This window comes from Microbacterium gorillae (assembly GCF_050990725.1).
GTDB lineage: Bacteria > Actinomycetota > Actinomycetes > Actinomycetales > Microbacteriaceae > Microbacterium > Microbacterium gorillae_A.
The window spans coordinates 1,380,245-1,399,598 of the sequence record NZ_CP158844.1; the positions used below are offsets into that span (position 1 = coordinate 1,380,245).

Genomic DNA, 19,354 nt, shown 5'->3' on the forward strand with positions numbered 1-19,354 from the left:
GGCCGGCGGGAGTGATCCTGCCGGCCATCGCCGCGTTCGTCATCGCGTGCGAGAGAATCAAGCATGACTTCGACGTCTGACCATGATCTTCCCTGGGCCGCTACGGTGCTGCTGGTGCGCACGACAGCGGACACCGGCATCGAAGTGCTGATGCTGCAGCGTCCCGATCATGGCTCGTTCGCCTCGGCCTGGGTGTTCCCCGGCGGGCGCGTCGAGCCCGCCGACGTCGTCGCGGACGACGCCGACGCGACGCTGCGCAGAGCCGCCGTGCGGGAGGTCGCCGAGGAGACGGGGCTGGAGGTATCCGCCGAGGATCTCGTGCTGGTGTCGGAATGGGTCCCGCCCGTCACGGAGCCGAAGCGGATCCGCACATGGTTCTTCGCGGCCGCCGACCCTGGCGGCCAGATCCAGGTACAGGCATCAGAGGTCGTCCGCGCCGAGTGGTTCCGTCCTGCGGACATGCTCGCACTCCACGCCGCCGGCGACGCACGACTCTATCCGCCGACCTTCGTGAGCCTGCTGAATCTGCGCGATGCGGTGGACGCCGAGACCGCTCTCGCGCGACTCGACCCGACTCCGCGCCGGTACGCGACGCTGGCCAGCGTGATCGATGGCGTGCGGATGTTCAGCTGGGACGAGGACGACGGCACCGATGCGACGCCGGATGCGGACCGTCACCGACTTGACGCATCAACGCTGCCCTGGCGCTACACGCCGCCGCGCTCCCGGTAGATCGTAACGATTCGACGCCCGTGTTCGCGCGGGTCGGCAGCGGCACTAGAGTAGTCCGGTGACCTCATCGACATCCTCGAGGGGGATGGCGACGATGGCACTCCTCTCCCTCGCCGTGGGCAGTTTCGGCATCGGCATGACCGAGTTCGTGATCATGGGCCTGCTCCCCGAGATCGCGCAGTCGACGCTTCCCGCGCTGTGGACCGCGAACTCCGAAGACGCCATCGCCCAGGCCGGCTGGCTCATCAGCCTCTACGCGCTCGGCGTGGTGGTGGGGGCACCCACGATCTCCGGCTTCCTCGCGCGCTACCCGCGTCATCGCGTGATGATCGGCCTCGCTGCAGCACTCGCCGTGTTCAACGCGGCGATCCTCATCGCGCCCACCTTCGAGTGGGTGGCGCTCACCCGTCTCCTCGCCGGCCTCCCGCACGGCGCGTACTTCGGCATGGGCGCGCTCGTCGCGGCCGATCTGCTCGGCCCCGGCAAGCGTGCGCAGGGCGTGGCCTTCGTGCTGACCGGACTCACGGTAGCCAATGTGGTGGGGGTTCCGGCGGGAACCTTCATCGGACAGAACCTCGGCTGGCATGCCGCCTTCGCGATCGTGGCGGCGATCTTCGCACTGGCCACGGCGATGATCGCGATCTTCGTCCCCACCCACGAGGGAGATCCGTCCCGCACGATGCGTGCCGAACTCGGTGTGTTTCGCATCGGCCAGGTGTGGGCGACCCTCGCAGTCGGTGCGATCGGCTTCGGCGGATTCTTCGCGGTCTACAGCTATGTGTCGCCGCTGGTCACGGAGGTCTCCGGCTCTCCGGCGTGGGCGGTTCCTATCGTGCTCGTGGTGATGGGCCTGGGCATGACCATCGGTAACCTTCTCGGTGGCCGCCTCGCCGACTGGGATCTGCCGCGCTCGCTGCTGGGCTCGTTCGTCGCGCTGATCGTCTCGCTGGTGCTGCTCGCGCTCACGAGCGGATGGATCGTCACCCTCGTGATCTTCATCTTCGCCGTGGGCGTCTCGTCGTCCATCGCGTCGCCGACGATTCAAACCCGCCTGATGGACGTCGCGCGTGACAACCAGTCGATCGCCGCGGCGATGAACCACTCCGCGCTGAACATCGGCAACAGTCTCGGTGCCGCCCTCGGCGGTGCGGTGATCGCCGCCGGCTGGGGATTCCAGGCCCCGTCCTGGGTGGGCGCAGCCCTCGCCGCGCTGGGGCTCGTCCTGGCAGCGCTCTCCCTCCGCGCCGACAAGGACATCAGTCTCCGCGCCACTCTCCGCCGCTGAGGCGAGCGAACGTCGCACCGGTCTCAGCTGGTGCACACGAGAGGCCGCGCGAGTGCGGAAACTGAGACCACCGTCGCGCATGGTCTCAGCAGGTGCACCTTGCGTGGCGGTGGTCAGCAGGAATTGAGACCGCTACGCGGGAGCATCGAGCAGTCGCCGCAGGTTCGCTCCGACGGCACTGGTCTCGATGAGGAAGCCGTCGTGGCCGAAGTCGCTGGTCAGAACCACAGCGCGGTCGCCGTCGAGCGTGTTGCGGATGCCGCGGGCGATGCGATGCTGTCCGTCGATGGGGAACAGGCGGTCGCTGTCGATGCCCAGCACCAGTGTGGTGGCGGTCACGCGGGCCAGCGCGTCCTCGACACCGCCGCGATCGCGTCCGACGTCGTGCGAGTCCATGGCGCCGACCAGGATGCGGTAGCTGTTCGCATCGAAGCGACGGGTGAACTTGTTGCCGTGGAAGTCGAGATAGCTCTCCACGGCGAAGCGCCCGTCGTCGCCGATGGGGCTCACTGATGACTGCCACGACCGACCGAAGCGCTGATTGAGCTCGGACGGGCTGCGATAGTTCAGCAGCGCCATCCGCCGCGCAAGAGCGAGGCCGCGGTGCGGGCCCTCGCCCGCTCCGGAGTCGTAGTAGTCGCCGCCCTGAAACGCCGGGTCGATGGCAATGGCCTCCAGCTGCACCGAGTTCAACGCGATCTGGTCGGCGGTGTTGACCGGAGGAGAAGAGAGGACGGCGAGGCGGGCGACCCGCTCCGGGGTCTCCACGGCCCACTCCAGCGCGTGCATGCCGCCCATGGATCCGCCCACGACGGCCGCGAACCGGTCGATACCCAGCTGGTCCGCCAGACGTCGCTGCGCCCGCACCTGGTCACGGATCGTGAGGTACGGGAAGCGTGAGCCCCATTCGCGGCCATCGGGGCCGATGCTCGACGGCCCGGTCGAGCCCTGGCACCCGCCCAGGATGTTCGGCGCGATGACGAACCACTGGTCGGTGTCGATGGCGGCGCCCGGCCCGACGATCTCTTCCCACCAACCGGACGTCGGATGCCCCGGTCCCGCGTCGCCGCGGACGTGGCTGTCGCCGGTGAGCGCGTGCAGGATCAGCACGGCGTTGTCGCGAGCCTCGTTCAGCTCGCCCCAGCTCTCATACGCAAGGCGGAAGGCGGGAAGGCGGCCGCCGGCGTCGGTGCGGAACTCGTCGAAAGCGGCGAAGCTGCGATTGCCGACGGGGTCGCCGTCACGCCAGGCGCCGGTGACGGGAGGACGGCCCAGGAGGGAACGCGCGTCAGCCTCCGTCACGGGCGATGACGGAACGGTGTCCTCGGAGATCTGCCAATCCACGCACCCATTCTTCCGTGTCCGCCGTCGTGGCGACCAACTGTGACGTTGCGTGCGTCGCCAGCCGATCGACGCGTCACGTCACAACACGACGGAGGCGCCCCGCGAGCGGGACGCCTCCGTCGTGTTGCCGGGTGATCAGACGCGTGCGGCCTCCGCCTGAGCGCGAGCGGCGGCAAGACCGACCTCGAGGTCGGCCTTGAGGTCGTCGATGTTCTCCAGACCCACCGACAGGCGGATGAGGCCCGGGGTGACGCCGCTGGTGAGCTGCTGCTCCGGCGTCAGCTGCGAGTGCGTGGTGGACGCCGGGTGGATCACCAGCGAGCGCACGTCACCGATGTTGGCGAGGTGGCTGAACAGGCTCAGGTTGTTGACGAATGCCCGACCGGCGTCGACGCCACCCTTGAGCTCGAACGAGAACACGGCGCCGGCACCCTTCGGTGCGTACGTGTTCGCGGCGGCGTACCAGGGGGAGGACGGCAGCCCCGCGTAGTTGACCGATGCAATGTCGGGGTGGTTCTCCAGCCACTCGGCGAGGTCCTGGGCGTTCTGGACGTGCCGCTCGATGCGCAGCGACAGGGTCTCGATGCCCTGGATCAGCTGCCAGGCCGAGGCCGGAGCGATCGCGGAGCCGAGGTCGCGCAGCAGCTGCACACGCGCCTTGATGATGTACGCGAGCGCGTCGCCGACAGCGGTGGTGTAGCTGGCACCGTGGTACGAGGGGTCCGGCTCCGTGAGACCGGGGAACTTCTCGACGTTCTCCGACCACGCGAACTTGCCGCCGTCGACGATCGCGCCGCCGAGCACCGTGCCGTGGCCGCCGAGGAACTTGGTGGCGGAGTGGATGACGATGTCCGCACCGTGCTCGAACGGACGGATGAGGTACGGCGTCGCGATCGTGTTGTCGACGATCAGTGGGATGCCCGACTCGTGCGCGACGTCGGAGACGCGGCGGATGTCGAGCACGTTGACCTTCGGGTTGCCGATGGTCTCGGCGAAGAAGAGCTTGGTGTTCGGACGAACCGCGCGGCGCCACTCGTCGGCGTCGTCCTGGTTCTCGACGAACGTGACGTCGATGCCGAGCTTGCCCAGCGTGTACTTGAAGAGGTTGTAGGTTCCGCCGTAGATCGCGGCGGAGGAGACGATGTGATCTCCCGCCTGCGCGATGTTGAGAACGGCGAAGGTGGACGCGGCCTGACCCGATGCCAGCAGCAGTGCACCCGTACCGCCCTCGAGCGCCGCGATGCGCTGCTCGGCGACGTCCTGCGTGGGGTTCTGGATGCGCGTGTAGATGTTGCCGAACTCGGCCAGCGCGAACAGGTTCGCGGCGTGGTCGGTGTCCTTGAACACGTACGCGGTGGTCTGGTAGATCGGCGTCGCACGCGCCCCGGTGACGGGGTCCGGCTGTGCGCCGGAGTGGATCTGCTTGGTCTCGAAACGCCAGTTGTCGGACATGAGTGCTCCTTCGGGTCGGCGGCCCGATTCGACCGCGTCCCCCGAGAGTAGGAAGCCCTCACGCCTTACACCAACGTGACGGAAATGTTACGTAACCTCCTCTCGTCACCGTGCGTCATCTCCTCCGCTGCAGTCGTGGTGGCGACGTTGGCGCACGAGGAACGGGAGGTAGCGTGGAATCCATGACGACACGCACCGCAGTGGTGACAGGGGCAAGCTCCGGCATCGGCCGGGCGACGGCGATCGCGCTCACGAATTCCGGATGGGACGTGGTGGGTGTTGCCCGCCGCGCGGAACGCCTGCAGGAGCTCGCCGACGCGCACGGCATCGCGGTGTTCGCCGCGGACCTCACCGACCCCACCGACGTCGCGGCTCTCGCCGACTGGCTGCAGCAGCGCGGTGCCGTGCACTCCGTCGTTCAGGTGGCCGGAGGCGCTGCCGGCACCGAACGCGTGGAGGATGGTCGCCCGGAGGACTGGGAGTGGATGTTCCAGGCCAACGTGCTGGGCACGCAGCGACTCGTGGCCGCGCTGCTTCCGCAGCTGCGAGCGACGAGTGCGGCGGGAACCCACGCCGACCTGGTGTTCGTCACCTCCACGGCCGCGCAGACCGCGTACCCGGGCGGCGGCGGATACAACGCCGCCAAGGCGGGGGAGTCCATGCTCGTGCAGGCCCTGCGTCTGGAACTCAACGGCGAGCCGATCCGCGTGATCGAGATCGCCCCGGGGCTCGTGCACACAGAGGAGTTCACCCTCAACCGCCTGCGCGGCGATGACGCCGCGGCACAGAAGGTCTACCAGGACGTCGAGGCGCCGCTGGTCGCCGAGGACGTGGCGGACGTGATCGCCTACGCGCTCAACGCCCCGGCGCACGTGAACCTGGACCTGGTGACGATGCGACCGGTGGCCCAGGCCGCCGCGCACGTCTTGGCGCGCGGTCCCCTTCGCCCCCGCGGATACGAGGCCTGATGGCGAAGTCGCTGACGGAGCTCGCCGAGGCAGGACTTCTGGATGCCGGATGGGCCGAGGCGCTGCAGCCCGTGGCCGGTGATATCGCAGCTCTCGGCGACCGACTCCGCGGTGTTGTGGCCGAGGGCGGTCACTACCTGCCCGCGGGCGACGCCGTGCTGCGAGCGTTCCGTGCACCGCTCGACGACGTGCGCGTGCTGATCGTGGGGCAGGACCCGTACCCCACCCCCGGACACCCGATCGGCCTCTCGTTCGCCGTCGATCGGCACGTCCGGCCGCTGCCGCGGAGTCTCACCAACATCTACCGCGAGCTGAACGACGACCTCGGCATCGCCCCGGCACCCCACGGCGACCTGACCGCGTGGACCGAGCAGGGTGTGATGCTGCTCAACCGCGTGCTCACCGTGGCACCGGGGGCGCCCGCGTCTCATCGCGGCTGGGGATGGGAGAAGGTCACCGACCACGCCATCCGCACCCTCGTCGCTCGCGAACAGCCGCTCGTCGCGATCCTGTGGGGGCGTGACGCCCAGTCGCTCGCCCCGATGCTGGGAGACACTCCGATCGTCCAGTCGGTCCATCCATCGCCGCTGTCCGCGAGCCGAGGCTTCTTCGGCTCGCGGCCCTTCTCGAAGGTCAATGAGTTGCTGCGCGCGCAGGGTGCGAGCGAGGTGGACTGGAGCATCCCGCATGAATGACGAAACTCCCATCCGCCTCGGCGACGAGGGGCACCTGGAGACCGTGTACGGCATCCGTCCGGCAGAACCCGGGGATCTGCCGGAGATCGCCGAGATCTACGCGCACTTCGTCCGCCGGTCGGTGGCCACCTTCGATGAGACCGCGCGGTCGCTGGACGAGTGGCACGAGAAGTTCGATGCGCTCGCGGCCGTCGACCTGCCGTTCCTGGTGGCGCATTCGCCGCGCGACGGTGTGCTCGGCTATGCGCTGCTGCAGCCCTGGTCGGCGAAGTCCGCCTATCGGTTCACCACCGAGAATTCGATCTACCTGGCACCGGGCACGGAGGGGCAGGGGATCGGTCGCGCGCTGCTGACCGCGCTGCTGACGGCGGGCTCGCAGTCCGGTGTACGACAGGTGGTCGCGGTGATCGTCGAGGGTGGCGACGCGTCCATCGCGCTGCATCGTAAGCTCGGTTTCACCGAAGTTGGACACCTGTCGAAGGTGGGTCGCAAGTTCGACCGCTGGCTGGGCATCGTCCAACTGCAGCTCGAACTGCCGCGACCGGAGCAGCCGCTGCCGCCGGATCACTACCGGTACTGAGTCCGTCTCAGTCGCGCCCCGGCGAGATCGTCGGGATCGCAGCGAGCAGCTTGCGCGTGTAGTCCTGCACGGGGTGGTGCAGCACGTCGACGGTCGCGCCGCGCTCGACGATGCGTCCCTCGCTCATCACGGCGACCGAGTCGCACAGCGACTGCACCACGCCGATGTCGTGGGACACCAGCACCAGCGTGAGCCCGTCGCGCTCGCGGAGCTCGGCGAGCTTCTGCAGGATCTGCGCGCGCACCGTGACGTCGAGGGCGGACAGCGGCTCGTCGCCGATGAGGATCGACGGGCGATGCACGAGCGCGCGTGCCAGCGCGATGCGCTGCCGCTGTCCCCCGGAGAACTCGTGCGGATAGCGATCCGCCATCGCGGCATCGAGACCGACATCCTCCAGCACCTCGCGGACGCGTGCGCGGCGGTCGCCCGGAATGTCGAGGGCCCACAGCGGTTCGCCGATGATGCGTCCGACGCTCATCCGCGGATCCAGCGACGCGTACGGATCCTGGAACACCAGTCCCGTGCGACGGCGCAGCCAGTGCAGTGAGGTGGCAGAGCCGGTGAAGTCGACGGTTGTGCCGTCCACCGCGACCGTGCCGGTGGTCGGGGTGTCGAGGGCCAGTAGCAGCCGGATGAGCGTTGACTTGCCAGAGCCGGATTCGCCGATGATTCCGATCGATTCGCCGTCGGCGATATCGAGATCGGTCGGATGCAGGGCGACGGTCTGACTCGGGGGACCGAACAGCGAGGCCCGAGGCCCGCGGTGCACGCGGGAGAGCTGGCGAGCGGTGATACTCATGACTTCTCCTCGCCACGCCACAGGGTCGCGGTCGCGTCCCGCAGCAGTCCCTGGGTGACCGCTGACTGCGGGGCCGTCAGCAGGTTGCTGATGGTGCTGGCTTCGACCACACGGCCATGCTCCAGCACCACCGCGGAGGTGGCGATCTCACTCAGCACCGCGAGGTCATGGGTGATGAACACCAGGGACATGCCGTCCTCGGCCACCAGCCGGCGCAGCAGCGCCAGGATGTCTGCCTGGATGGTGACGTCGAGTGCCGTCGTGGGCTCGTCGGCGATGAGGAGCCTCGGGCGACACGCCAGCGCCATCGCGATGGCGACGCGCTGGCGCTGTCCGCCGGAGAGCTGGTGCGGGTAGCGCCGGATGATCGACTCCGGGTCGGGGAGGCGAACGCGTGCGGCTTCGGCGATCACGCGCTCGCGGAGCGCCGCCCCGCGCAGCCCTTCGTGAATCTGGATGGAGCGACCGATCTGCGCGCCGACCGTGCGGATGGGATTGAGAGCGGTGCGGGGCTCCTGGAACACGATGCCGATGTCGTCGCCGCGCAGCTGCGCGAGCTCGCCGTCGGGCAGGCCCACCAGTTCGCGCCCGTTCCAGCGGATCGATCCGGAGAGCTCGGCACCGGCGGGAAGCAGACCGAGCAGCGCGAGCGCCGTCATCGACTTCCCAGAGCCTGATTCCCCGATCAGACCGACGCGGGAACCGTCGGGGACGGCGAAGTCGATCCCGTCCACCACCCGCGTGCCGTCGATGTCGACGGCCAGCCCGGTCACTTCGAGGCTCATGCGATCACCGTGCTTCCGGGCTGTGCGGGGGTGTCGCGCACTGCACGCGGCACGCGGCGCTTGCGGGAGAGGGTGGGGTCGGTCGCCTCGCGCAGCGCGTCTCCGAGGAGGTTCAGCGCCAGCACGGAGATGCTGATCATGAGCCCCGGCCACACCACGGCGAGCGGGTGCACCAGGATGTACTGTTGCGTTTCACTCAGCAGCAGGCCCCACGACGGCTCGCCGACGGACGCGCCGAGCCCGAGGTAGCTGAGGCCGGCTTCGGCGAGGAGCGCCACGCCCATCGACCACGACAGCTGCACGATGAAGACGGGCGCGACGTTGGGCAGCAGGTGCCGGATGACGACCTGTCCCGGCGTCAGGCCGGATGCGCGCGCGGCGAGGACGAAGTCGCTGGCCAGCACGCGGCGCAGCTCGGGACGGGTGACGCGAGCGATGTTCACGCCGAACCCGATGCCCACCGCGATCACCACTACCCACAGCGATCCGCCCCATACGGAGGAGATCATCATGGCGATGATCAGCACCGGGAAGGCGATCAGGATGTCGATGAACGTCGCCACACCCTCGCGCACGAGGCGCGGGGTGAGGGATCCGAGGCACGCCAGCACCACCCCGATCACCGTGGCGATGATGGCGGAGCCGATCGCCACGAACACGGCCGTGCGCGCGCCGGTCATCAGCTGGGTGAGCATGTCGCGGCCGGTGCCGTCAGTGCCGAGCAGGTGCGGCCAGCTGGGACCTGCCCAGCGCGCCGCCACGTCGACGTCCTTCGGGTCGAACGGCGTCCACACGAGCGATACCGCGGCCAGCAGCCCGACGACGCCCACGACGATCAGACCGAACCGGCCGGTGCCGATGCTCCAGAGCCGGGTGAAGGTGTTTCCGCGCATCAGGACGCCTCCCGCAGTCGCGGATCGATGAGGCGATGCACGATGTCCATGACCACTCCGATCACCAGCACCACCACCGTGAGGGTGAGCATCTCGCCCTGCACCATTGGCAGGTCGCGATTGCCCACGTCAGTCACCAGCATTCGTCCGATCCCGGGCAGGTTGAACAGCTTCTCCACCACGACGGCACCCACGACGATGCCCGCGAACTGCAGACCGAGAACCGAGATGATGGAGATCGCGACGTTCGGCAGTCCGTCGCGTACGAGCGCTCGGGTGCGGGTCAGGCCCTGAGCGGCGGCCGTTCGCACGTAGTCCTCCGTCATCGCCTGCAGTGTGGCGCTGCGGACGAAGCGCAGCAGCACGGCACCCTCCACGACGCCGATCGTCAGCGCGGGAAGGATGAGGGAGGCGAAGGCCTGGGGTGCGTGGCTCCATCCGCCACGGGGGAAGCCCTGAGCGGGAAGCCATTGCAACCACAGGGCGAACACGATCACCAGCAGCATGCCCGCCCAGATCACCGGAACGGACGCGAGCGCCTGCGCGATGAAACTGATGGCGCTTCCGGAGCGCTTGCTGCGCCCGAGGGCGGAAAGCACACCGAACGGCACGCCCACCAGCAGGGCGACGAGCATGGACATCAGTGCGAGCGGCACGGTGACCTGCGCCTTTTCGGCCAGCTGGTCGGTGACGGCGGAGCCGGTGAGGAGGGAGGTGCCGAGGTCGCCGCGGAAGATGCCGCCGATCCAGTCGACGTACTGCTCCCACAGCGGCGCGTTGAGGCCCAGTTGCTCTCGGAGCTGTGCGACCTGCTCCGGTGTTCCCTTCGAGCCGGCGATCAGCTGGGCGACGTCACCGGGGAAGACGCGCAGCGCCAGAAAGATGAGGATGCTCGCCACGAGTGGCCCTGCGATCAGCAGGGCCACTCGGGTGAGCAGGAATCGTGTCATCGATATGTCAGTCGGGCCGACTCACTCCGAGACGGTGATCTGCGACAGATCGATGCGCGAGTTGATCGAATCGGTGGGGAAGCCGTGCACGAGCGGGGAGACCGCGGTCAGCGTCTCGCCGACGTACAGCCAGTCCGCCGCGTTGTCCTCCGACACGATCTTCGCCGCTTCCGCGAGCAGCTTCGCGGACTCATCAGCGTCCACGGTGCGTAGCGACTGCTCGTATAGCTCGCTGACCTTCGCGTTCTTGTAGCCGAAGTAGTAGTCCGGGTTCGCCCACGTGCTGCCGAAGTCGCGCGGCTCCACGTGCAGCACGTAGCTGAGCTCGTAATCGTGGTTCTGGTAGACGTCGGTCAGCCAGGTGGGGAACTCGACCGAATTGACGGTGAGCTTGACGCCGATCTTGTTGAACGCGGAGACCAGGTAGGTGGGAACCGTGGTGCCGTAGAAGCTCGGGATGGTGAGCGTCAGGCTGAGATTGCTCTTGCCCGCTTCGGCGAGCAGGGACTTCGCCTTCTCCGGGTCGTAGGACACCACGCTCGAGAGGTCTTCGTATCCTGGGTCGAGTTCGGGGATCGGACCGTACAGCGGCTGGCCGGCACCGACGGCCTCAATCAGGGCCTCGTGATCGATGGCCAGACGCAGCGCCTCGCGCACCTTCGGGTCATCGAGCGGGGCCGCGGCGTTGTTGAACGCCAGCACGGCCTTGTCCGTGGTCTTTCCGCGGGTGATCGTGAAGTCGGTGCCCTCGAAGCGTGACGCCAGGTTCGGGTCGACGGCGGTGAGCACGTCCACGCTGTCATCGAGTGCCGCGTTCACACCGGAGCTGAAGTCGGGGATGTAGCTGAACACCACTTCCTTCACCCCGGCCTTCTCGCCCCAGTAGGAGTCGTTGCGCGCGAAGGTGATGCTGTCGCCCTGCTTCCAGTCCTCCAGCGTGAACGGGCCCGTGCCGTTGGTGGCGGTCTTGAGGTCGGTGGTGTCGTCCTTCGCGAAGACCAGACCGGCGGGGGTGGTGAGGGCGAACAGGAAGTTCTGGTTGGGCTGGGTCAGGGTGATGACGACGGTGCTGTCATCGGGAGCGGCGATCGAGGCGACATCCGCGAAGTCGCTGTGCCCGACGATGGTCTCGTCATCCTTCACCTGCGTGTAGGCGGCGACGACATCGGCGGAGGTCAGCGGCTGGCCCCCGCTGAAGGTGACGCCGTCCTGCAGTGTGAAGGTGTAGGTGAGGCCGTCCGCGGAGATCTCGTGCTTGCTGGCCAGGGCGTCGACGATCTCGTTGTCCTGGGTGCGGGTCACCAGGCCCTGGTAGACGTTGTCAACCAGGATCTGCTCGAGAGCTGCGCCCGAGGTGTGGCGGATGTCGAGGTTGGTGGGCTCGAGCACAAGGCCCACGCGCAGCGTGGCGTCCGGGTCGGCGGCCGCCGACGCGGACGAACTGGAAGCGGGAGTGGTGCTGCCGCCCGAGCACGCCCCGAGTGTGAGGGTGAGTGCGGTGATCGTCGCGATGACGGCGGTTCGGCGGAACATGTCGGTCCTTTCGGAACGGTGTCGGTTCAGACTTGCAGAATCTGGAGAGGTACGGGGAGATTCGGTGGAATCGGTGCGGGATGGAGCGAGCTTAGGAACGCGGGGAGCGCGCGGCGGAATCCGGTCGGAATGCGGCGTCACAGGCCGTCACGCGGCGACCTCGCGGATGATGTCGGCCAGTTCGGTGGGGTGCGTCTCCTGCGGGTTGTGGCCGGAGTCGATCACGACGACCGCCGCGTCTCGGACGCGCTCACGGAAGGCGGCCAGTGCCGCATCGGTGATGTATCCTGTCATGCCGCGGACCAGGGTGATCGGCGCGCTGACCGCGGCGAGGTCCGACCATCCCGTGTCGAGGCGGAGGGCGGGGGTGTTCACGTCTGTGGCGGTGTCGTCCGCATCGGCACCGGGAAGGATGAGACGAGCAAGCTCCGCGAAGTGGTGCTTCCAGATCACACGGCCATCGTCCCGGACGCGGGTGTTGAAGAAGACGCCGCGCTCGGTGTCCGCCCGGGAGCCGCCCATGCCGAAGGATTGCGCCCAGTCGACGACGGCGTCGCGCGACGGGAAGTCAGCCTTCTCGTAGAACGCGCGCAGCTGAGCGGGGCCGGGGCCACCCTCGATACCCGGCGTGATATCGACGAGGACGAGCTTGCTCACGAGTTCCGGTCGATGGGCCGCGATCCAGGCGGCCGTCATGCCACCGAGGGAGTGGCCCACGAGTACGATCGGCGCCGTTACGAAGGATGCGATCGCATCTGCGACGGCGGGTCCCATGCGGGCGGGGGAGTAGTCCGCGTCGCTGCGCCACGCGGAATCGCCGTGACCGGGCAGGTCGATGGCGAGAGCGGGGAGGCCGAGAGCCAGGAGGGTGGTGTCCCAGGTGTGCGCGTTCAGGCCCGCGCCGTGGAGGAGCACGACGGCGGGTGCGTCCGTCCCGAAGCGCAGGGCGCTGATCGATCCCGCCGAGGTGTCCACCGCGACACGCGCGACGATGGGTACCGTGATCGGCGAGCGCTCGGACCGGGAGTTGAGAGTGTCAACCTGCCCGGGGAGGTAGGCGAACTCGTCGGTGCCGTTCGGTGTGGCTTGGTTCGCGTCGATGATCACGGGGATCCTTCGGTCGAGGGAGGCGCGGGTTCGCGCAGGCCCATTCTGAACCGTCTTTGCCGCATCAGCGAAACCGGCTGACATTTTGCTGAACTGATCTGCGTGTTGGCTTGGCTATATGTCATGCACTCGACGTGCAGCATTGTCACTTTGCATTTCGGCCGTTCTGGGGCGGCAACGACCTAGCATGGATGCATGGCTGAGAATCGCGTGCACCTGTCCCGGACCGAACCCGAGGCGTACAAGGCTCTCGCGGCATTCTCCGACACTGTCGCGCGCATCTGCACGGCCAACGGGGTCGATGAGCGGCTCAAGGAGATCGTGATGCTGCGGTCCTCGCAGCTCAACGGATGTGCGTATTGCCTGCGCGTGCACACCGACCGCGCGATCGCGGCCGGTCTCACGACCGACGAGATGATGCAGATCGGCGCATGGCGGGAGTCCGGCGTGTTCACGGACCGCGAGCGAGCGGGTCTCGAACTCGCGGAAGCGTACGTGAACATCGGTGAGGGCGGAGTGTCCGACGAGGTGTATGACAGCGTCGGCTCGGTGCTCACGGAGAAGGAGTACGCCGCGCTGAGCTGGGCGTGCGTCTCGATCAACGCGTTCAACAGGGTCGCGGTGGCGGGCCGGTATCCCGTGCCGCCGCGCGCACAGTGAGCCTTCCGACCGCTCCGGCGGCTGACGATATGCCTGGCGCAGATGTGCCCGGTGACTCGCTGGTTCGCGGGGTGCTCAACTTCCGCGACGTCGGCGGCCTTCGCGCGGGGACGGGCGTGACGCGCTCGGGGGTGCTGTTCCGCTCGGGCAATCTGGCACAGCTCGCAGATCGCTCCGCGTTCGAGGCGCTGGGCCTGCGCGCCATCGTAGACCTCCGCGACGACGAGGAGGTGCAGCGCGATCCGTCACGTGCCGGTGAGGTTCCCATCCGGCGCATGCCCGTGTTCCTCGGGTCGGTCGCCTCCTTCTTCGCCGAGGATCAGAGTCTCGACGACATGTACCGTGCGATGACCGAAGACGCCGCCGCGCGTGTGGTGGATGCGGTGCGCACGGTGCTGGAGGTGCAGCCGGTGCTGGTGCACTGCACGGTGGGCAAGGATCGCACCGGAGTGACGGTGGCGTTGGCGTTGTCGGCAGCGGGCGTCGATCGGGACGCTGTCGTCGCGGATTACGCGCGCACCGAGGTGCTGCTCCCCGAGGAGCGCAACCGCCAGGTGCTGTCGTTCCTCGGCCGGATGTATCCCGACATGGTGCACCTGGAGGAGCTCACCACGCGCTCACCCGCTCGCGTGATGCACGGACTCCTCGACAGTCTCGACGCGCAGTACGGATCGCCCGCGGACTACCTGCGGGCACACGGCATGAGTGATGACGAGATCGCCGGACTCGCGGACGTGCTCATCGCCCGCTGAGGAAATCCTGCCGGTGAGGTAAGGCATGCCTATCCTCGCGTTATGATGGACGCATCATGACCGCACGTCCATCCCGCCCCGTCTCCGCGCGCCGCGCCGCACGCAACCCGAAGGCCCCGCACCTCATCGCGGCCGACGAGACGTGCTTCGCCGAGCTGGAGGCGCTGATCGCCACCCTGCCGCTGTGCGCGACGGGTCGCGTGTTCGTCGAGATCCCTGACGCATCGTGGGTTTCGCAGCTGCAGGTGCCGTCGCGGATGACGGTCACCTGGCTCGATCGGTCTCGTCGCACCGGCCCCGCCGGAAGCGCGTGCGGCCGGGGACACGCTCTGACCCGTGCGGTGACGGCCTGGGCAGACGAGATGCTGTGCGAGGACGAGGACGACACCACGCGCGTGTTTCTGCTGGGGGACCCGCTGGCGGCCTCCGACATCGCGACGCACCTGACGGCGTCGCTCGAGGTTCCCGCGTCGCGCGTCTTCGCTCTCGCGCGCTGACCCGGAGGCCTTCCGCAGGTCACATTCCGCGTGGGACGTAGTTCCCGTCGACGAGGCCGGCCTGGATCTCGAAGCGATTGCGCAGGGGGTTGCGCCCCGACAACGCATACAGGAACGGCATCAGGAAGCCGTAGCGTCGCCACTGGAGCGCGTGAACGGCTTCATGACGCAGCACAGCATCGGTCGGCTTCGTCTCCCCGGTCAGGAAGCAGTTGCCGACGCATACGCCGCCGCGGGCGTGGGTCCAGTTCGGCATGCCGCGGAAGACCCACAGACCGTTTCGGCGCTCCACCCGACCCCGACTCCACAGCCCACCCCAGACCCATCCCACGGCGCAGCCCCACCAGAATCCGATGAGGCTCACGGGTGAGTCCAGCAGCGCCTTCGGGATGAGCCGATCCCATCGTTCGCCGCGGCGCACGATCCGCTCGGCACGCGCCTCCCAGTCCGCCGGTATGTGGCGGGTCATGCGAGAGCGCCGACGATGCGCAGAATCGCGCCGAGATCTTCGACCGCCGCGAGCGGGGACGCGGGGGAGAAGCCCGCGATCGTGGCGCCTGCGAGCGGAACGCGTTCGCGAATGGCGCGGATCGCGTCAACGAGCTGCACGCGCGTCAGGCCGAAGGGAACGGCGTCCCCGACCCCGGTGATCTCGGCGGGATCGAGCACATCGAGGTCGATGTGGAGGTACACCCGCGTCGCGCCGGTCGCAACGATCGCGTCGGCGAGATCTGCGGCGTCATCGCCCGCGTGGGTCCCGATGCCGGAAGCGGCGATGAAATCTGCTTCGGCGTCATCGAGTGAACGCGCGCCGACGAGCGTGGCGTGCTCGGGGGAGACCGCGCCCCGCGTGAGTGGTTCTGCGCCCTCGCCGAGCACCGTGCGCAACGCCATGCCAGCGAAAGATCCGGACGGGCTGGAGCCCGGCGTGTTCAGGTCGCCGTGGGCATCGAACCAGACGACGGCGAGAGTTTCCCCCGACGTTCGCGCGTGATGCTCCGCATGGTGAGCGATAGCCGGTACGGAGATGCTGCAGTCGCCGCCGACCAGGACGGCGTGCTCATCCGGGGCGACCTTGCCGAGTGCCTCGACGATCGCCTGCTGGACTCGCAGCAGCGAACTCGCCCGCAGCACCTCGGTCTCGATGGGCTCGCCCGCTTCCAACGGCACCGGCACGGACAGGACCGCGCTATGCGGCAGGTCACCGGCGATGGCCTCCGCACCATCGGCGAGGGACATGGCGCGAGCCGATGGTGAGCCCTGCCACTGCGGCACGATCAGGAAGCGAGTCATGCGGACAATCTTCCCACCGCTCCGCTTCGCTGTCTCTGCGCTTCGCCCTCAGCGCACCTGCCCTGGTGAGACACCAGCGGGTGCCGGCCCGAAGACCGACACCCGCTGCGTGAGGCGATGAATTACTGCTCGATGGCCTGCGGCGGCTGGCCGGCCTTGAGCGCGGCCAGGCGTGCCTCGACCTCGGTCAGCTCACCCATGTCGTCGAGGCTGTTGAACTGCGCGTCCAGCGACGACGCGGCGATCTCCGCCTTGCCCTGCGCGAGGGCCTCCTGGCGGCGGACCTTGTCCTCGAAGCGGCTGAGGTCGCTGGTCGGGTCCATGACGTCGATGGACTTCACGGCGTCGTGGACGCGGTTCTGTGCCTCGGCGGTCTTGGCACGAGCAACCAGTTCGCTGCGCTTGTTCTTCAGCTCCTCGAGCTTGGTCTTCATGCCATTGAGACCGCTCTTGAGCTTGTCGACGACCTCGGTCTGCGACGCGATGGTGGGCTCGGCCTGGCGGGCCTCGCCCTCGGCGGAGATCTGACGCTGCAGCGCGACCTTGGCGAGGTTGTCGAACTTGTCCGCGTCGGCGGTGTTGCCCGCCGTGCGGAACTCGTCTGCCTTGCGGCTGGCGGCCAGGGCCTTCTGGCCCCACTCGTTGGCGGCCTGGACGTCCTCGGCGTGGTCGCGCTCGAGCATGCGCAGGTTGCCGATCGTCTCCGCGATCGCCGACTCTGCATCCGCGATGTTGTTGCTGTAGTCGCGAACGAGCTGGTCGATCATCTTCTGCGGGTCCTCGGCCGCGTCGATCATCGCGTTGACGTTCGCCCGGATGAGGGTGGAGATGCGACCAAAGATGGACTGCTTTGCCATCGGGTTTCCTTTCCTTGGAAGGTTCGTGCTGTTGCGGGCCGGCGGCCCGGGGATGAAGTTCAGGGTGTCGTGTTCACGGGGTCAGAAGCGGCCTCCACTGTGTCCTGACGAGCCGCCGCCTCCACCGAAGCCGCCTCCTCCGCCACCGAAGCCACCGACGGAGAACCCGCCGCCGCCTCCGCCGCCACCGAAGAAGCCACCGCTGTGGCCGCTGCTGCCGCTTCCGCCGCCGCCGAAGATCCCGCCGCCTCCGCCGCCCCATCCGCCTCCGCGACGGTTGTTGTTCATGGAGTTGCCGATGAGGATGCCGCCGAGCAGGGCGCCCAGACTGTCGTCGTTTCCTCCGCCGCCTCCGCCGCCCCACATACCCATGTCGTTCTGGGCGAGTCGCAGTGCCTCCGAGGCGAGCCGGTCTGCGGACTGCGCGAGGCTGAGCGCCTGGACGGGATCGGTGCTCGCGAGCGCGCGGGCCTGGTTGGCGTTCTGCTGTGCCTGCGACAGACGCGTGCGGGCCGTGCTGCTGATGGCCCCGCGCCGGTTCAGGATGAAGCTCTCCGCCGATGCGATCTGCGTGTCGGCCCGCTGCAGTGCGCTGCCCAGCATCGACTGCGCGCGCTGGATCTTCGCCTGCTCATCGCGTCCTCGCGCGATCACGGCATCGATCGCCGTGTTGGCGGACTCCAGCATGCGAAGAGCCTCGAGTGGGTCACGGCTCGCATTGCCGAGCAGGGATTGAGCCTGGCGCAGCTGTTGTGCGGCGGTCGCCGCGGTCTGTGCGACCGCTCCCGACGAATCAGGCAGACTCTGCGCGCCCTGGATGTCGTTCTGGATCTCCCGGACCAGTTCGCCACCGCGCTGCTCCGCCGCCGTGAGGTTCGTCGCAAGTGCTTCGACCGCATCTTCGAGCTGCGTCGCCTGTTGAATCGCGCCCTCGGCGGCGCGGATCGAGATCGCTGCATCTCCGGTCTGACCGGCGGCGATGGCGGACTCAGCCGCCGTGATCTGCTGGTCCGTGAACGTGATGCGTGAGCGCGCCTGCGTGGTGTTGTCGGTCACCGCGGAGATCGCGCTGGCCGCATATGTCTGCGCGAGCTGAGCGAGGATCTGGTCGGCTCGTTCGATTTCTGCGGACGCGGCGGCACGCAGCCGCCGGACGTTCTCGAGAGCTGCCGGCGCGTTCTGCTCCAGCTTGCGCAGCTGATCGAAGTCGGCCTTCTTGCTCTCCAGATCTGTGGTCGTCTCGGAGCACAGCTGAACGATCCGCTGGTTCCACTCGATCTTCTGCTGGTCGGTGTCGGGAATCTCGTCGTCAAGCTTCTGCTTGAGACTGAACGCCTCATCAAGGTTCTTCGATGCGGCCTGGAGCGCGGCGGTGAACTCGCCAATGGCCTCATCCCCGAACTGGGCCCGTGCGTAGTCCATCTCCTGCTCGCTGGCCTTCACGACGTCGTCGGTGCGCACGAGAGCGATTCCGGCGTCCTGGGACAGCTGCTCGATCTGCGCCTGCCGTTTCGCTCGCTCGGCGGCGGCCTTGCGAGCGCGTCGAACCAAGAGGATCACGACCGTCGCCAGCACCGCGAGGACGACGACGACCCCGAACAGCATCCATCCGGTCGCTGCGCGCTTCGGACCATCCACCAGGATGTCCTGGACCTTTGCCGCACTGTCGGAAACGGCACCCGCCCAGTCGCTGTCCCGCAGGGCGGGCAGCATCGCGTCGGTGACCTCGATCTGCTGGGATGCGCTGAGCGGGCCTCCGGTTTCCGGGCCCGCCATTGCGAAGGCGCGGTCTACGGTAGCGATCGAAATCAGATACTGACGATCGCTGAAGTTGTTTCCATTGCGGGTCCGCTCTGTCCACTCGATATCGCCGGACGGATTCGTGTACGAGTCGATGAAGACGACGAAGAGCTCCGCACCGCTGTCAGTGGCGAGCTTTTCCAGCTCTTCGTTCAGCGTCTCTTCCTGGCTGGGCGAGAGGACATCGCTGGAATCTGTGATGTGACCGCTCCCGGTGAGTGGGCCCGGATCGGTCGCGTACGCTGCGCCCACGCCGACCCCGGCTAGAAGCACTCCAACCATCGCGCCGAGCGTCAGTACTCGTCTCAGACCCCGCATGCCACCCCCTGTTGAGCTCGAGGTTCCGGTTCTGCGACAACTCTATTCATCCGG

At 68.0% G+C, this 19,354-nt stretch carries 20 protein-coding genes; 8 read left to right on the plus strand and 12 right to left on the minus strand.

The annotated features are described in order from the left end of the window. Nucleotides 1–63 precede the first annotated feature (63 nt). Nucleotides 64–732, plus strand: coding sequence for an NUDIX hydrolase (locus ABTV68_RS06005; RefSeq protein WP_433676710.1), 669 nt, complete (start codon nucleotides 64–66; stop codon nucleotides 730–732). 94 nt (nucleotides 733–826) lie between these two features. Further along, entirely contained in the window at nucleotides 827–2,017 is a 1,191-nt protein-coding gene (locus tag ABTV68_RS06010) for an MFS transporter (protein WP_433676711.1), read from the plus strand. Between the two features lie 132 nt (nucleotides 2,018–2,149). Here ABTV68_RS06010 and metX read toward each other — a convergent pair whose 3' ends face one another. After that, nucleotides 2,150–3,361, minus strand: coding sequence for a homoserine O-acetyltransferase MetX (gene metX, locus ABTV68_RS06015; protein WP_433676712.1), 1,212 nt, complete (start codon nucleotides 3,359–3,361; stop codon nucleotides 2,150–2,152). A gap of 135 nt (nucleotides 3,362–3,496) precedes the next feature. Continuing rightward, nucleotides 3,497–4,813 carry a bifunctional o-acetylhomoserine/o-acetylserine sulfhydrylase gene (locus tag ABTV68_RS06020; RefSeq protein ID WP_433676713.1) on the minus strand — a complete coding sequence of 439 codons (1,317 nt, stop codon included), beginning with the start codon at nucleotides 4,811–4,813 and terminating at the stop codon, nucleotides 3,497–3,499. Between the two features lie 182 nt (nucleotides 4,814–4,995). Here ABTV68_RS06020 and ABTV68_RS06025 point away from each other — a divergent pair, with 182 nt between their 5' ends. The 3 genes from ABTV68_RS06025 to ABTV68_RS06035 are packed head-to-tail and all read left to right on the plus strand — an operon-like array spanning nucleotide 4,996 to nucleotide 7,056. Further along, complete coding sequence (locus ABTV68_RS06025; protein WP_433676714.1) at nucleotides 4,996–5,781, plus strand: SDR family oxidoreductase; 786 nt, start codon at nucleotides 4,996–4,998, stop codon at nucleotides 5,779–5,781. Then, the gene (locus ABTV68_RS06030) at nucleotides 5,781–6,476 is read left to right on the plus strand and encodes a uracil-DNA glycosylase (RefSeq protein WP_433676715.1); all 696 of its coding nucleotides are present in this window, start codon (nucleotides 5,781–5,783) and stop codon (nucleotides 6,474–6,476) included. Before ABTV68_RS06025 ends, ABTV68_RS06030 begins: the two co-directional genes overlap by 1 nt. Then, nucleotides 6,469–7,056, plus strand: coding sequence for an N-acetyltransferase family protein (locus ABTV68_RS06035; protein WP_433676716.1), 588 nt, complete (start codon nucleotides 6,469–6,471; stop codon nucleotides 7,054–7,056). The genes ABTV68_RS06030 and ABTV68_RS06035 overlap by 8 nt, the downstream gene beginning before the upstream one ends. A 7-nt stretch (nucleotides 7,057–7,063) precedes the next feature. On the opposite strand, the gene ABTV68_RS06040 is transcribed toward ABTV68_RS06035, so the two are convergent. The 6 genes from ABTV68_RS06040 to ABTV68_RS06065 all read right to left on the minus strand — a co-directional run bounded on the left by ABTV68_RS06040 (nucleotide 7,064) and on the right by ABTV68_RS06065 (nucleotide 13,123). Beyond that, nucleotides 7,064–7,855, minus strand: coding sequence for an ABC transporter ATP-binding protein (locus ABTV68_RS06040; RefSeq protein ID WP_433676717.1), 792 nt, complete (start codon nucleotides 7,853–7,855; stop codon nucleotides 7,064–7,066). Then, nucleotides 7,852–8,640, minus strand: coding sequence for an ATP-binding cassette domain-containing protein (locus ABTV68_RS06045; RefSeq protein ID WP_433676718.1), 789 nt, complete (start codon nucleotides 8,638–8,640; stop codon nucleotides 7,852–7,854). The genes ABTV68_RS06040 and ABTV68_RS06045 overlap by 4 nt, the downstream gene beginning before the upstream one ends. Beyond that, nucleotides 8,637–9,533, minus strand: a complete 897-nt coding sequence (locus ABTV68_RS06050) for an ABC transporter permease (RefSeq protein WP_433676719.1) — start codon at nucleotides 9,531–9,533, stop codon at nucleotides 8,637–8,639. Before ABTV68_RS06050 ends, ABTV68_RS06045 begins: the two co-directional genes overlap by 4 nt. Next, nucleotides 9,533–10,483 (minus strand): ABC transporter permease, encoded by a 951-nt coding sequence (locus ABTV68_RS06055; protein WP_433676720.1) that lies wholly within the window; start codon nucleotides 10,481–10,483, stop codon nucleotides 9,533–9,535. Before ABTV68_RS06055 ends, ABTV68_RS06050 begins: the two co-directional genes overlap by 1 nt. Nucleotides 10,484–10,504: 21 nt before the next feature. After that, entirely contained in the window at nucleotides 10,505–12,016 is a 1,512-nt protein-coding gene (locus tag ABTV68_RS06060) for an ABC transporter substrate-binding protein (RefSeq protein WP_433676721.1), read from the minus strand. 147 nt (nucleotides 12,017–12,163) lie between these two features. Next, nucleotides 12,164–13,123: an alpha/beta fold hydrolase gene (locus tag ABTV68_RS06065; protein ID WP_433676722.1), complete on the minus strand. Its 960-nt coding sequence runs from the start codon at nucleotides 13,121–13,123 to the stop codon at nucleotides 12,164–12,166. Between the two features lie 195 nt (nucleotides 13,124–13,318). Here ABTV68_RS06065 and ABTV68_RS06070 point away from each other — a divergent pair, with 195 nt between their 5' ends. Genes ABTV68_RS06070 through ABTV68_RS06080 form a run of 3 tightly spaced genes read left to right on the plus strand, consistent with a single transcriptional unit; the run spans nucleotide 13,319 to nucleotide 15,032 of the window. Further along, a complete protein-coding gene (locus tag ABTV68_RS06070; RefSeq protein WP_433676723.1) occupies nucleotides 13,319–13,783 on the plus strand; it encodes a carboxymuconolactone decarboxylase family protein in 465 nt (154 codons plus the stop codon). Nucleotides 13,784–13,812: 29 nt separating this feature from the next. Further along, nucleotides 13,813–14,535 carry a tyrosine-protein phosphatase gene (locus tag ABTV68_RS06075; RefSeq protein ID WP_433676724.1) on the plus strand — a complete coding sequence of 241 codons (723 nt, stop codon included), beginning with the start codon at nucleotides 13,813–13,815 and terminating at the stop codon, nucleotides 14,533–14,535. Between the two features lie 56 nt (nucleotides 14,536–14,591). Then, nucleotides 14,592–15,032: an SIP domain-containing protein gene (locus ABTV68_RS06080; protein WP_433676725.1), complete on the plus strand. Its 441-nt coding sequence runs from the start codon at nucleotides 14,592–14,594 to the stop codon at nucleotides 15,030–15,032. Nucleotides 15,033–15,051: 19 nt separating this feature from the next. On the opposite strand, the gene ABTV68_RS06085 is transcribed toward ABTV68_RS06080, so the two are convergent. The 4 genes from ABTV68_RS06085 to ABTV68_RS06100 form a co-directional block, all read right to left on the minus strand. Beyond that, the gene (locus ABTV68_RS06085) at nucleotides 15,052–15,501 is read right to left on the minus strand and encodes a Fe-S oxidoreductase (RefSeq protein WP_433676726.1); all 450 of its coding nucleotides are present in this window, start codon (nucleotides 15,499–15,501) and stop codon (nucleotides 15,052–15,054) included. Beyond that, nucleotides 15,498–16,325, minus strand: a complete 828-nt coding sequence (locus tag ABTV68_RS06090; protein ID WP_433676727.1) for an arginase family protein — start codon at nucleotides 16,323–16,325, stop codon at nucleotides 15,498–15,500. Before ABTV68_RS06090 ends, ABTV68_RS06085 begins: the two co-directional genes overlap by 4 nt. Before the next feature lie 122 nt (nucleotides 16,326–16,447). Further along, nucleotides 16,448–17,182 carry a PspA/IM30 family protein gene (locus ABTV68_RS06095; protein WP_433676728.1) on the minus strand — a complete coding sequence of 245 codons (735 nt, stop codon included), beginning with the start codon at nucleotides 17,180–17,182 and terminating at the stop codon, nucleotides 16,448–16,450. A gap of 81 nt (nucleotides 17,183–17,263) precedes the next feature. Then, nucleotides 17,264–19,264: a TPM domain-containing protein gene (locus ABTV68_RS06100; RefSeq protein ID WP_433676729.1), complete on the minus strand. Its 2,001-nt coding sequence runs from the start codon at nucleotides 19,262–19,264 to the stop codon at nucleotides 17,264–17,266. Between the last annotated feature and the right edge of the window lie 90 nt (nucleotides 19,265–19,354).

Excerpts from the sequence above, each read along its gene's own strand:
- ABTV68_RS06005 (WP_433676710.1), top strand. The coding sequence starts at position 64 with ATGACTTCGACGTCTGACCATGATCTTCCCTGGGCCGCTACGGTGCTG.
- ABTV68_RS06010 (WP_433676711.1), top strand. The coding sequence starts at position 827 with ATGGCACTCCTCTCCCTCGCCGTGGGCAGTTTCGGCATCGGCATGACC.
- ABTV68_RS06020 (WP_433676713.1), bottom strand. The coding sequence starts at position 4,813 with ATGTCCGACAACTGGCGTTTCGAGACCAAGCAGATCCACTCCGGCGCA.
- ABTV68_RS06025 (WP_433676714.1), top strand. The coding sequence starts at position 4,996 with ATGACGACACGCACCGCAGTGGTGACAGGGGCAAGCTCCGGCATCGGC.
- ABTV68_RS06030 (WP_433676715.1), top strand. The coding sequence starts at position 5,781 with ATGGCGAAGTCGCTGACGGAGCTCGCCGAGGCAGGACTTCTGGATGCC.
- ABTV68_RS06035 (WP_433676716.1), top strand. The coding sequence starts at position 6,469 with ATGAATGACGAAACTCCCATCCGCCTCGGCGACGAGGGGCACCTGGAG.
- ABTV68_RS06040 (WP_433676717.1), bottom strand. The coding sequence starts at position 7,855 with ATGAGTATCACCGCTCGCCAGCTCTCCCGCGTGCACCGCGGGCCTCGG.
- ABTV68_RS06045 (WP_433676718.1), bottom strand. The coding sequence starts at position 8,640 with ATGAGCCTCGAAGTGACCGGGCTGGCCGTCGACATCGACGGCACGCGG.
- ABTV68_RS06050 (WP_433676719.1), bottom strand. The coding sequence starts at position 9,533 with ATGCGCGGAAACACCTTCACCCGGCTCTGGAGCATCGGCACCGGCCGG.
- ABTV68_RS06055 (WP_433676720.1), bottom strand. The coding sequence starts at position 10,483 with ATGACACGATTCCTGCTCACCCGAGTGGCCCTGCTGATCGCAGGGCCA.
- ABTV68_RS06060 (WP_433676721.1), bottom strand. The coding sequence starts at position 12,016 with ATGTTCCGCCGAACCGCCGTCATCGCGACGATCACCGCACTCACCCTC.
- ABTV68_RS06070 (WP_433676723.1), top strand. The coding sequence starts at position 13,319 with ATGGCTGAGAATCGCGTGCACCTGTCCCGGACCGAACCCGAGGCGTAC.
- ABTV68_RS06075 (WP_433676724.1), top strand. The coding sequence starts at position 13,813 with ATGCCTGGCGCAGATGTGCCCGGTGACTCGCTGGTTCGCGGGGTGCTC.
- ABTV68_RS06080 (WP_433676725.1), top strand. The coding sequence starts at position 14,592 with ATGACCGCACGTCCATCCCGCCCCGTCTCCGCGCGCCGCGCCGCACGC.
- ABTV68_RS06085 (WP_433676726.1), bottom strand. The coding sequence starts at position 15,501 with ATGACCCGCCACATACCGGCGGACTGGGAGGCGCGTGCCGAGCGGATC.
- ABTV68_RS06090 (WP_433676727.1), bottom strand. The coding sequence starts at position 16,325 with ATGACTCGCTTCCTGATCGTGCCGCAGTGGCAGGGCTCACCATCGGCT.
- ABTV68_RS06095 (WP_433676728.1), bottom strand. The coding sequence starts at position 17,182 with ATGGCAAAGCAGTCCATCTTTGGTCGCATCTCCACCCTCATCCGGGCG.
- ABTV68_RS06100 (WP_433676729.1), bottom strand. The coding sequence starts at position 19,264 with ATGGTTGGAGTGCTTCTAGCCGGGGTCGGCGTGGGCGCAGCGTACGCG.